Below are 12230 nucleotides of genomic sequence, written 5' to 3'. Positions count from 1 at the left end.
CTAAATCGCGCGGCGACGGGTTAACGCGACGCCAGCACCAATCAGAGCCCCAACAATGCCCCACATAATCATCAGGAAGGCACGGCGAGGGCTGTCACGTTTTACTGGCTCTTCCGGCGTACGCAGATAACGATAGGTCTGAAAACGCGGATCCAGAGTTGGCCCAACGTTCAGTGTGTTCAGCATGGCTCGGTTTTGGAAGTAGTCCAGATCGAAGTCCGGACCAACAGACTGCAAGTTTTCAAGTCGCGCCTGCAGCATAGGACGTCCAAGTAAGAACAGTTCAGAATCCGGCAACTCATCAGCAGGAACATCAGTGGAGGTACGCGAAATGTTATGCTGTTCGGCAATTTTGAGTGCCTGCTCAATGTTGTGAACACGGCGGGAGAATAGTGATTTCGCCACTTCTTCCTGGCGTTTAACCTGCGCCTTCATCTGCACAGTGCGCGCAGCCCAGGCCCCTTTTAACTCTTCGTTCAGATGATGCGCCGCGCGCTGGCTGGCAAAGGCGACGTACTGACGCAGTAGATTGTTGGCATCAGGAGCCGTCTCCGCAATCAGCTTCACACTGTCATTGGTATTACGTAACGCATCGCCAGGCATAAACTGGATGTTACCAATCAGTTCATCCAGCATCGCCGCATCGGCTTTACTGTTACCTACCATACGCTGCTTATAGTAATCAGTCTGCTGCCAGAATTCACGACGCGTATCCCAGGAGGCGAGCTGCATGATGAATTCTTTATAGGCTTCGTCCATTACCGACGGCTGGTCCGCAGATGCGAGGCTGGCCTTAATATCCAGGTTACGCAAAAACTGCTGTTGAGAGTAGTAACCGCCCAACATATTAACCGTTGGCTTGTCTGAAATCGCCGTAGCACTCCACTCCTGACGAGCAAAGAACGTATAGGCGAGAGCGACTATCGCAAAGGCAAGCGCGATACCAATAATCCACACTTTCCCTGCCCATAAGGCACGAAACAACCCACGGATATCCAGTTCATTTTCTGCGCTCACGGCGTGTTCCCCCGGTAATGGTTGTGTCATCGCATCCTCAATTCACTTGGTTAAGTTTGGTTTGCCTTCGCGGTGCCTTCGCAGCCTGCGCTTAACACGCTTAATAAATCTCGCCACCTTCCATGCCCGCTTAATACAGTAACCGTAAAGACCGAATGCCAGTAAAAAGAGCACCAACATGGCCCATTCAGGGACTAAACGAAAATATTCAGCCAGTACGCCGATAGAGGCCAGAATCGCTGCAGCCAGCGTGATCAGAACAAATGCCTGTCGGGAAGTAAACCCTGCGCGCATCACTAAATGATGAATATGCTGGCGATCTGCCGAGAAAGGACTCATGCCTTTACGTAAACGACGATACATAATCGCCACCATATCCATTAACGGAATGGCGATAATCCACAGTGCAGTGACCGGGCTAATAGGGTGTGTTGCACCTTGTGTGGTCTCCAGCAGGATCCAAATGACTGTAAAGCCAATCAGCGTACTCCCCGCATCGCCCATAAAGACTTTATAGCGGCGTCCAAGAATGCCCAGATTCAGCATGATGTAAGGCAGGATGGCGGCAATCATGGCAAAACACCAGATAGCCAGGCTTGTCTGACCATCGAACCACAGGATAAACCCCATCGCAGCGAATGAGACGCTGGATAGCCCGCCTAACAAGCCATCAATGCCATCAACCATATTAAAGGCGTTAATCGCCGCCCAGACGGCAAAAAGGGTGAGAAAATAACCAAAGGGACCCAACAACAACTCCCACGGGCCAAAAATATACCCCAGGCTACTTAGGTAAAGCTCACCTTTTACCATCATCACAATAGCAATCGCCGCCTGAACGACTGCCCGAATTTTTACGCTGATATCAAAACGATCGTCAAGCGCGCCAACAAACACCAGCACACTTGCACAAAAGAGGTATAACGAGGCATGGGGAATGTAATAATCCGAAAGACCAAACATAAAATTGATCCCTGCAAACACAGAAATCCCGCCCACTAAAGGAATAATCCCTTGGTGACGTTTGCGGAAGTTTGGCTTATCCACTAAACCTATTTTTATGGCTACTTTTCGCGCCAAAAAAATAAAAATGGTTGTGAATAAAAAAATACTAACTAGCTCAGAGAAAGCAGCGAGTAGATTCACAGTGTATGTGTTCTCAGCATATATCATTTCCTTAAAGTATAATGCGTTAAGACTCCCCCTTGAAGAGAGCAGCTAAAACATTACACTTCCTACCTCTTGTAGGTCATGCCGCACATTGTGACAATCCATGACGCCGATAATATTGACAATTTTATCTGACCAAACATTAGGATGAATCGTAAAAGCAAAACGCCACGTAAAAACGTGGCGTTTTCAGATGATGCCAGAATCAGGAACGCTTCATCATATCGAAGAAGTCGTCGTTGGTCTTGGTCATCGCCAGCTTATTAATGAGGAATTCCATCGCGTCGATTTCACCCATCGGATGGATAATTTTGCGCAGGATCCACATTTTCTGCAGCTCTTCCTGGGTGGTGAGCAGCTCTTCTTTACGGGTACCGGAACGGTTGTAGTCGATAGCCGGGAAGACGCGTTTTTCAGCAATCTTACGAGAGAGGTGCAGTTCCATGTTGCCGGTACCTTTAAACTCTTCGTAGATAACTTCATCCATTTTAGAGCCGGTATCGATCAGCGCAGTCGCGATGATGGTCAGGCTGCCGCCCTCTTCCACGTTACGCGCAGCACCGAAGAAACGTTTCGGACGGTGCAGGGCGTTAGCGTCCACACCACCAGTCAGAACTTTACCGGAAGCCGGAACTACGGTGTTATAAGCACGCGCCAGACGGGTGATGGAGTCAAGCAGAATAATAACGTCTTTCTTGTGTTCAACCAGACGCTTCGCCTTCTCGATGACCATTTCCGCAACCTGAACGTGACGAGAGGCGGGTTCGTCAAAAGTAGACGCAACAACTTCACCTTTCACCAGACGCTGCATCTCGGTTACTTCTTCCGGACGTTCGTCAATCAGCAGCACCATCAGCACACAGTCTGGATGATTGTAAGCAATGCTCTGCGCGATGTTCTGCAGCAGCATGGTTTTACCCGCTTTCGGCGGAGCAACGATCAGACCGCGCTGACCACGACCGATCGGCGATGCCAGATCCAGTACGCGCGCCGTTAAGTCTTCAGTAGAACCATTACCACGTTCCATACGCAGACGAGAGTTTGCGTGCAGCGGGGTTAAGTTCTCAAAGAGGATTTTGTTACGGGCGTTTTCTGGTTTGTCGTAGTTAACTTCGTTAACTTTCAACAGCGCAAAGTAGCGTTCACCTTCTTTCGGCGGGCGAATCTTACCAGAAATGGTATCACCAGTGCGGAGGTTGAAACGGCGGATTTGGCTGGGAGAAACGTAGATGTCATCAGGACCGGCGAGGTAGGAGCTGTCTGCAGAGCGGAGGAAACCAAATCCGTCCTGCAATATCTCCAGCACACCGTCACCAAAGATATCCTCGCCACTCTTTGCGTGCTGCTTCAGGATGGCAAAAATAATGTCCTGCTTGCGCATACGAGCCAGGTTTTCAAGGCCCATATTTTCGCCGAGAGTGATCAGCTCAGAAACCGGCGTATTCTTTAATTCGGTAAGATTCATAATGGTGTGAGTTCTTAAACTTGGGGTAAATCTCGAACTTAATGTTGTGAATGGTATGGCAGGGTCATCCATGCCTGTTTACGGCCATCGACTCATGTCTGTTCGCTGTCTGGTCACAGGAAAGTACGCAGAACTGAAACGACAAGACGGATTGAGTGATAAGGCCCTGAATCTGTCCACTTCTCGCGCGAGAAACTACGGGAAGTATGGGATATAACCAGATTCAAACTTAATAAGGTATGTTTAATACGAAGTCAACACTAACTTAGCACGACTCAAGTCGGGCGTCCAGTCATCCGAATCAATTCGAAGTATGGTCGCCCGATCATGAGACTTCCTTACGCCAAATTCGCGTCGAGGAATTCTTTCAACTGACCTTTGGACAGTGCGCCGACTTTAGTCGCCGCTACTTCGCCGTTTTTAAACAACAGCAGGGTCGGGATACCACGAATACCATACTTCGGCGCGGTGCCTGGGTTTTGGTCAATGTTCAGTTTAGCAACCGTCAGTTTGCCCTGATATTCGTCAGCGATTTCATCCAGAATCGGAGCGATCATTTTGCACGGACCGCACCACTCTGCCCAGAAATCAACAAGGATCGCTCCGTCCGCTTTGAGTACATCCGTGTCAAAACTGTCGTCAGTCAGGTGAATAATTTTATCGCTCATATATAACTCCACAGGAATAAGCCTGGCGTGTTGGTGTAGGCTGTTGGTGTAGCATTAACCAACTAAAGGTTGACTTTATTTCACCGGATACGCTTTCGTAAAGCAATAGTAAGCTGATATTCTACCACACTATGAGCAAAACACATTTAACAGAACAGAAGTTTTCCGACTTCGCCCTGCACCCAAAGGTGATAGAAGCCCTTGAAAATAAAGGGTTTCATAACTGCACGCCCATTCAGGCCCTCGCGCTGCCGCTAACGCTGGCAGGTCGTGATGTTGCAGGGCAGGCGCAAACCGGTACCGGAAAAACGATGGCGTTCCTGACGTCAACGTTTCATTATCTTCTCTCTCATCCCGCGATTGCCGATCGCAAGGTGAACCAACCGCGTGCGTTAATTATGGCGCCAACGCGTGAGTTAGCCGTGCAAATCCACGCCGATGCCGAGCCGCTGGCACAGACCACCGGTCTGAAATTAGGCCTGGCTTATGGCGGCGACGGTTACGACAAACAGCTGAAAGTGCTGGAAAGCGGCGTCGATATTCTTATCGGCACCACCGGTCGTCTCATTGACTATGCAAAGCAGAACCACATTAACCTGGGCGCGATTCAGGTCGTGGTGCTGGATGAAGCCGATCGTATGTACGATCTGGGCTTTATTAAAGATATCCGTTGGCTGTTCCGTCGTATGCCGCCAACCACCCAACGTCTGAACATGCTGTTTTCTGCAACCCTCTCTTATCGCGTCCGCGAACTGGCGTTCGAACAAATGAATAACGCTGAGTATGTGGAAGTCGAACCAGAGCAGAAGACAGGTCACCGCATTAAAGAAGAACTCTTCTATCCTTCCAACGAAGAAAAAATGCGTTTATTGCAAACGCTGATTGAAGAAGAGTGGCCAGATCGCGCCATCGTCTTTGCTAACACCAAGCATCGTTGTGAAGATATCTGGGGCAGCCTCGCTGCGGATGGTCATCGCGTCGGCCTGTTGACCGGTGACGTGGCGCAGAAAAAACGCCTGCGTATCCTGGATGAGTTCACCCGTGGCGATCTCGACATTCTCGTTGCGACTGACGTGGCCGCGCGTGGCCTGCATATCCCAGCCGTAACGCACGTCTTTAACTATGACCTGCCGGATGACTGTGAAGATTACGTTCACCGTATCGGTCGTACGGGTCGTGCTGGCGCAAGCGGTCACTCTATCAGCCTGGCCTGCGAAGAATACGCGCTGAATTTACCTGCAATCGAGACCTATATCGGCCACTCGATTCCGGTCAGCAAGTACAACCCGGATGCGCTAATGACCGATCTGCCGAAGCCGCTGCGCCTGACGCGCCCGCGCACAGGTAATGGCCCACGTCGTACCGGTGGCGCTCCGCGTAATCGTCGTCGTTCAGGTTAAGAAAAGTTATGCCATACACAAAATCATTCAGCCTTTATCAAGGCGGCAAGAAAACGAATCCCGATGAGCTTACTAAAGTAAGTGATTCGGGTGAGAGAACGCAGCCAACACAGATACAGGTTGAAGGATGAAGTGTATGAACTCTACCTCGTTGTATGCGGCAATCGATCTCGGCTCCAATAGTTTTCATATGCTGGTCGTACGCGAGGTGGCGGGAAGCATCCAGACGCTCACGCGTATTAAACGCAAAGTGCGTCTGGCCGCTGGACTCAATAGCGACTACGTTCTCTCCGCAGAGGCGATGGAGCGCGGTTGGCAATGTTTGCGCCTGTTTGCTGAACGCCTGCAGGATATACCTCAACCGCAAATCCGCGTGGTCGCCACGGCAACATTACGCATCGCTGTAAATGCCGATGGGTTTATCGCTAAAGCGCAAGATATCCTCGGCTGTCCTGTCCAGGTCATTAGCGGCGAAGAAGAAGCACGACTGATTTATCAGGGTGTAGCCCACACTACCGGCGGGGCCGATCAGCGTCTGGTCGTTGATATTGGCGGCGCCAGCACTGAACTGGTTACCGGCTCCGGCGCACAAACGACGTCCTTGTTTAGCCTGTCAATGGGCTGCGTCACCTGGCTCGAACGGTATTTTACCGATCGTAATCTGGCGCAGGAAAACTTCGACCAGGCCGAGCAGGCTGCGCGCGAAGTGCTGCGTCCGGTCGCTGACAAACTGCGTTTTCATGGCTGGAAAGTCTGCGTTGGTGCTTCTGGTACCGTCCAGGCGTTGCAGGAAATCATGATGGCGCAAGGCATGGATGAGCGTATCACGCTGGCGAAACTTCAGCAGCTAAAGCAGCGAGCCATTCATTGTGGCCGTCTGGAAGAGCTGGAAATTGAAGGCTTAACGCTGGAACGTGCGCTGGTTTTCCCCAGCGGGCTGGCGATCCTGATTGCCATTTTCACCGAACTGAATATTCAGTGCATGACCCTTGCTGGCGGCGCATTACGCGAAGGGCTGGTCTATGGCATGCTACATCTGGCGGTGGATCAGGATATTCGCAGCCGCACGTTACGTAATATTCAGCGTCGATTCATGGTCGATACAGAGCAAGCGCATCGCGTTGCCATGTTAGCAACGAAATTCCTCGATCAAGTGGAAAATAAGTGGCATCTGGAAGCAATTAGCCGCGAACTGCTGATTAGCGCCTGCCAGCTGCATGAAATTGGGTTGAGCGTTGATTTTAAACAGGCACCACAGCATGCGGCTTATCTGGTGCGCAATCTCGATCTTCCAGGTTTTACGCCGGCGCAGAAAAAACTGTTAGCCACGTTGTTACTTAACCAGACCAATCCGGTCGATCTCTCTTCGCTCCATCAGCAAAACGCCGTGCCACCGCGCATCGCGGAGCACCTTTGCCGTTTGCTGCGTCTGGCGATTATTTTCGCCAGCCGTCGCCGCGATGATTTGGTGCCGGAAATTCAGCTGGATGCAAGAGATGAGCACTTGACGGTCATACTGCCTGAAGGCTGGCTGGAACATCACCCGCTAGGTAAAGAGCTCATCGATCAGGAAAGCGAGTGGCAAAGCTATGTCCACTGGCCGCTGGAAGTACGTTAATCGTTGATTTGCCGGAAGGCGCTTGCGCTTATCCGGCCTACGGCTTCGCTTTCGCCTTTGCCATCATCGCCCGAATATTGGCAATACTGGCCTGCCCTTTTTGCATCCGTTCCTCAGCGCTTACCACTTTACGCTCCTGTTCCCAGATAACGTCATCCTGTGGCAGTTCTAACAGGAAACGGCTCGGTTCCGGGCGTACCAGCTCACCGTACTGACGGCGTTCTTTACACAGGGTAAAGATGAGCTCTTTCTGCGCGCGAGTAATCCCTACGTAAGCCAGACGACGCTCTTCATCGATATTGTCTTCATCAATGCTGCTCTGGTGCGGCAAAAATCCTTCCTCCATTCCCACCATAAACACGTACGGGAACTCCAGCCCTTTCGAAGCATGCAGCGTCATCAACTGCACCTGATCCAGTTCTTCTTCGCTCTCTCCGCGCTCCATCATGTCACGCAGGGTAAAACGAGTAACCACCTGGGTCAGGGTCATTGGCTCTTCCAGCTCGCTGCCTTCCAGCATCTCTGTCATCCAGCTAAACAGCGTGTTGACGTTCTTCATGCGCATTTCTGCCGCTTTCGGACTCGGCGAGGTTTCATACAGCCAGGACTCGTAATCAATGCCGTGGATAAGATCGCGTACGGCCGCAACGGGCTCACGCTCTGCCAGGCGCTGAATTTCACCCAACCAGTGCGTAAAACGGGTCAGTGAATCATATCCTCGTCCGGTCAGCGTCGAGCTCAGGCCCATGTCAAAACTGGCGGTAAACAGGCTTTTATTACGCGTCATCGCCCATTCACCCAATTTCTGCAGCGTCGCCGGGCCAATCTCGCGCTTCGGCGTATTAACGATGCGCAGGAACGCGCTGTCGTCATCCGGGTTGCTGAGTACGCGTAGATAGGCCAGCAAGTCTTTAATCTCCGGACGAGAGAAGAACGAGGTACCGCCGGAAATTTTGTACGGGATGCGGTTCTGCATCAGGAATTTTTCAAACACCCGCGACTGATGGTTGCCGCGATACAGAATCGCATAGTCCTTATACTGCGTCTTATTGACGAAGTGATGGGCGATCAGTTCACCGGTGACGCGCTCCGCTTCATGCTCTTCGTTATTGGCGCTCAATACCTTAAGCTCCGCACCATAGCCCAGCTCAGAAAAGAGTCGCTTTTCAAACACATGCGGGTTATTAGCGATGAGAATATTCGCCGCCTTGAGAATGCGCCCGGAGGAGCGGTAGTTTTGCTCCAGTTTAACCACCTGCAAGTCCGGGAAGTCTTTGCTCAGCAGCACCAGGTTCTGCGGACGCGCGCCGCGCCAGGAGTATATCGACTGATCGTCATCACCCACGACGGTGAAGCGTGCCCGTTTCCCCACCAGCAACTTCACCAGCTCGTACTGACTGGTGTTGGTGTCCTGATATTCATCCACCAGCAGATAGCGGATTTTATTCTGCCAGCGCTCGCGCACTTCTTCATTGCGCTGAAGCAGCAGCGTCGGGAGCAGGATCAGATCGTCAAAATCGAGAACGTTACACGCCTTCATATGGGCGTCATACAAACCGTAGCAGTGGGCAAAAATACGATCGCGTTCGCCCTTCGCGCTGGCTGCCGCCTGCGCCGGGGTCATCAGATCGTTTTTCCAGTTGGAGATCGTCGAGATCAGCTGTTGGAGAATAAGCTTATCGTCTTCAATTAGCCCTTCGGTCAGTTCCTTAAGTAGGGCCACCTGGTCGGTATCGTCAAACAGCGAGAAGTTCGACTTCATCCCCAGCGCCGCATATTCGCGCTTAATGACATCCAGTCCCAGTGTGTGGAAAGTGGAGATCATCAACCCACGTGCTTCTTTACGCCCCAGCGTTTGCGCCACGCGCTCTTTCATCTCGCGCGCAGCCTTATTGGTAAAGGTTACGGCCGCAATATGTCGTGCCTGGTAGCCACATTCACGAATCAGATGCGCGATTTTATTGGTGATAACACGCGTCTTACCGGAACCAGCTCCCGCAAGCACCAGGCAAGGTCCGGTGACGAATTCGACGGCTTGTTGTTGTCCGGGGTTCAAACGCATAGAGGATTGCTCAATCTGTAAACACGGGGAGGTGGATTGTAGCAGAAAGAGGGGGAGAAAGAGTAACTGGCTACCTCTGCGGGTAGCCAGAAAATCGGGTCAATCAGGAGACCGTCGCGGCAAGCGGTGTATAGCCGTTTCGCTGCGCACTTTTGATCCAGCCGTACGCTCCCATGACAGCAATCGCAGTCAGGAGGACATACTCAAGCGACATGGCGTAAACGCCCTGCACCGCGTATATAACCACGCTAATAACATCGATAAGTACCCATAGCAGCCAGTTTTCAACATATTTACGCGTCATCAGTACCATGGCCGCAATCGACAATACCAGCATGGTGGAATCCCAGAACGGGAAGGCATCGGGCTGGAGGTCAGGCATAGCGACCTGCATACCAAATGTTTGCAGCAGGGCAATCATGATGCGGGTGAGCGCCGAAAACACCGGGTCGATAAACAGCGTCATCAGAACTATCGCCACCGCGCATACGCCGCCCAGTACCAGGGTTTGCTGGCGGGAAAGCCAACGTACTTTGAGCGCAGCTTCCTGCGCCTCGTTTTGCCGGCTCCACGCATACCAGCCGTAAATGTTAGCGGCGAAGAAAAACACCTGCAGCAGCAGGCTGGCATAGAGCTGAATCTGGAAGAAAATCGCGGCAAACAGCGTGACGTTAATCAAGCCAAACAGGTAATTGATGATTTTTTCCCGGCTGGCACACCAGATACATAACAGACCAAATACGGTACCAATGGCTTCAATCCACGATAGCGCATACCCGCCTTCGCCGAGAGGAATGTTGACCATCACATTGTTAATGCTAAAAAAGTCCATCACTGACCTCCTGACTGGCTGACGGAATAAATGGCGCGGAGCGCCAGGGCAATTTGCCGTTCTTCGCCCTGCTGGCACAACGCGTCCTGTTGGACATAATCATTGATGCTGCTATCCAGACAACCGTTGTGGGCAACCACCACGTTGAGTAATGACGCCGTACGTAACCCTCGCAGCGCGCCGATAGTCATCAGAGCGGCGCTCTCCATATCCGCGCCCAGAACGCCAAGCGCCGACCAATGCGCATCCAGTTCTGCTTCCCGATCGGTATAAAAACTGTCGTGGCTACGCACCAGGCCGCACACGGCGGGGATATTCATCTGGCGAGCCTGCGCCATCAGTTCCCAGGTTAACTGCGGGTCGGCGCAGGCCGGATAGCCTGCTGGCGCATAGGTACGGCTGGTCCCGTCATCCGTTACTGCGGCATGGGCGATAATCACGTCACCGAGCGCAAGATTATCCTGCAACGCCCCACAGCTACCGATACGAATCAGGGTTGTTAGGCCGATCTGGCGCAGTTCTTCAATGGCAATCGCCGTAGACGGCCCGCCGATCCCGGTAGAGAGCACCAAAATCTCGACGCCCTTATACCAACCTCGCGCGGCGCGAAACTCCCGGTTTTGACCAAGCAGTTCTGGGTTATCAAGAAAATTGACGATGCGGTCCACCCGCAACGGATCGCCCGGCAGCAGCGCATAGCGTGCGCCGGTCATCTCCTTGCTTAACTGGATATGGGGTTGCAGCGACATTCTCGCGCCTCCTTCACTCTTGCGGTTATCCGATATCAGCCTCCTGCTTTAACTTTTCAGGGACTAACAACACAATGCTTTCACCATCGGTATCAATAATCTGTAACGCTTTCAGATCATGTAAAATACGATTAATACTACGGGTCGTCGCCGCCAGCTCCTCGCTGAGGTTTAGCTTATCCAGCAAGATTGCGTTGGTGCCATCTTGTTGATAACGCAGCCATAACGCCTGACATACTCGCTGATGCAGCGAGTAAAGATTGTCGCTGCTGGCCTTTTTTGACAGCTGATAATATTGCTGACTAAAGAAGCGCAGCATCCGCTGGTTAAAATGGTTATCTAAGGCCAGCCAGCGGCAAAAATATTCCTGCGACAAACTCAGGAGCTGCACATGCCCTACCGCCACCACCGAACAGATGTAATGACGTGACTCAAAGATCTCGAGCTCGCCCAGCATGTCGCCTTTCCGGTAGCGGGCCTGACGATAACGACGTCCATCTTCAGCCTCATAGAACACATCCACTTCGCCAGCAATAATCAGCGAAAAGCGCTGACATATTTCCCCCTGCCGGCAAATAAAGTCTCCACGCGGGATCTCTTCAAAGCGCCATTGCTGCATGATTTCCAGAGGGCAATATTTCAGTAATTCATAAAGCTGTGGATCGCGAACAATATCACTAAGCCCGGAAAGCCAGCCGACTGAAAATTCAGGTTTTTTCATTGTATCCATGTTATCTCGCTCCACAGCGGTAGGGACAGGACGGCTGTCCGTGACAAGAAGGAACAGGACAGATAAAAATGTCGCTCATCTCTCGCTTCCATACATCAGGCGAGACATCTGTCCCGTGATGGCGAAGAGTATATGTTCACGGCGAAGGCGGATGATAAAGTAACGAGATATCTTTGAGACATGAGAACAAAATAATGGCTAAGAGCGCGGCAGCCCTGCACATCCTGGTAAAAGAAGAAAAACTTGCTCTGGAGATCCTGAGCAAGCTGGATCGCGGTATTAGCTTCGATCACCTGGCAAAACGCTACTCTCGCTGCCCATCCGGGCGCAACGGCGGCGATTTGGGTGAGTTCAAACAGGGGATGATGGTCGGGCCATTTGATGCCGCCGTGTTTAGCTGCCCACTGCTTAAACCTTACGGGCCGGTCAAAACCAAATTCGGCTATCACATCATCAAGGTGCTGTATCGCCGATAAGCCATGCTAAAATCGCCAGCCTTATATATTCCCTTTTGAAGGC

The 12230-nt window shown here is 51.8% G+C and carries 12 protein-coding genes; 3 read left to right on the top strand and 9 right to left on the bottom strand.

The window, feature by feature from the left end; translation table 11 throughout:
• The 5 genes from wzzE to trxA all read right to left on the bottom strand — a co-directional run bounded on the left by wzzE (position 1) and on the right by trxA (position 4320).
• A complete protein-coding gene (wzzE, locus tag FOB24_RS01850) occupies positions 1–1047 on the bottom strand; it encodes an ECA polysaccharide chain length modulation protein (RefSeq protein WP_085049768.1) in 1047 nt (348 codons plus the stop codon).
• A gap of 12 nt (positions 1048–1059) precedes the next feature.
• The gene (gene wecA, locus FOB24_RS01845) at positions 1060–2190 is read right to left on the bottom strand and encodes a UDP-N-acetylglucosamine--undecaprenyl-phosphate N-acetylglucosaminephosphotransferase (protein ID WP_201745949.1); all 1131 of its coding nucleotides are present in this window, start codon (positions 2188–2190) and stop codon (positions 1060–1062) included.
• A gap of 202 nt (positions 2191–2392) precedes the next feature.
• Positions 2393–3652, bottom strand: a complete 1260-nt coding sequence (gene rho / locus FOB24_RS01840; protein WP_002437993.1) for a transcription termination factor Rho — start codon at positions 3650–3652, stop codon at positions 2393–2395.
• 78 nt (positions 3653–3730) lie between these two features.
• The gene (locus FOB24_RS01835) at positions 3731–3832 is read right to left on the bottom strand and encodes a rho operon leader peptide (protein ID WP_110496374.1); all 102 of its coding nucleotides are present in this window, start codon (positions 3830–3832) and stop codon (positions 3731–3733) included.
• A gap of 158 nt (positions 3833–3990) precedes the next feature.
• Positions 3991–4320 carry a thioredoxin TrxA gene (gene trxA / locus FOB24_RS01830; RefSeq protein ID WP_001280776.1) on the bottom strand — a complete coding sequence of 110 codons (330 nt, stop codon included), beginning with the start codon at positions 4318–4320 and terminating at the stop codon, positions 3991–3993.
• A 131-nt stretch (positions 4321–4451) separates the two neighbouring features.
• Here trxA and rhlB point away from each other — a divergent pair, with 131 nt between their 5' ends.
• The gene (gene rhlB / locus FOB24_RS01825) at positions 4452–5720 is read left to right on the top strand and encodes an ATP-dependent RNA helicase RhlB (RefSeq protein ID WP_003829013.1); all 1269 of its coding nucleotides are present in this window, start codon (positions 4452–4454) and stop codon (positions 5718–5720) included.
• Positions 5721–5856: 136 nt separating this feature from the next.
• Positions 5857–7338 carry a guanosine-5'-triphosphate,3'-diphosphate diphosphatase gene (gene gppA, locus FOB24_RS01820; RefSeq protein ID WP_150344450.1) on the top strand — a complete coding sequence of 494 codons (1482 nt, stop codon included), beginning with the start codon at positions 5857–5859 and terminating at the stop codon, positions 7336–7338.
• 37 nt (positions 7339–7375) lie between these two features.
• Here the strand turns inward: gppA and rep are convergent, their stop codons facing one another.
• The 4 genes from rep to FOB24_RS01800 form a co-directional block, all read right to left on the bottom strand.
• Positions 7376–9400 (bottom strand): DNA helicase Rep, encoded by a 2025-nt coding sequence (rep, locus tag FOB24_RS01815; RefSeq protein ID WP_121529756.1) that lies wholly within the window; start codon positions 9398–9400, stop codon positions 7376–7378.
• Positions 9401–9503: 103 nt separating this feature from the next.
• Entirely contained in the window at positions 9504–10232 is a 729-nt protein-coding gene (gene pnuC, locus FOB24_RS01810; RefSeq protein WP_038634587.1) for a nicotinamide riboside transporter PnuC, read from the bottom strand.
• Positions 10232–10981 (bottom strand): nucleoside phosphorylase, encoded by a 750-nt coding sequence (locus tag FOB24_RS01805; protein WP_190971851.1) that lies wholly within the window; start codon positions 10979–10981, stop codon positions 10232–10234. The genes pnuC and FOB24_RS01805 overlap by 1 nt, the downstream gene beginning before the upstream one ends.
• A 25-nt stretch (positions 10982–11006) precedes the next feature.
• Positions 11007–11711, bottom strand: coding sequence for a Crp/Fnr family transcriptional regulator (locus FOB24_RS01800; protein WP_085049762.1), 705 nt, complete (start codon positions 11709–11711; stop codon positions 11007–11009).
• A gap of 194 nt (positions 11712–11905) precedes the next feature.
• On the opposite strand from FOB24_RS01800, the gene ppiC reads away from it, so the two are divergent.
• A complete protein-coding gene (gene ppiC / locus FOB24_RS01795) occupies positions 11906–12187 on the top strand; it encodes a peptidylprolyl isomerase PpiC (protein WP_038634595.1) in 282 nt (93 codons plus the stop codon).
• The last annotated feature ends 43 nt before the right edge of the window (positions 12188–12230 follow it).

The organism is Citrobacter werkmanii, assembly GCF_008693645.1.
GTDB classification, from domain to species: domain Bacteria; phylum Pseudomonadota; class Gammaproteobacteria; order Enterobacterales; family Enterobacteriaceae; genus Citrobacter; species Citrobacter werkmanii.
This window is presented reverse-complemented; position numbering and strand designations above follow the sequence as displayed.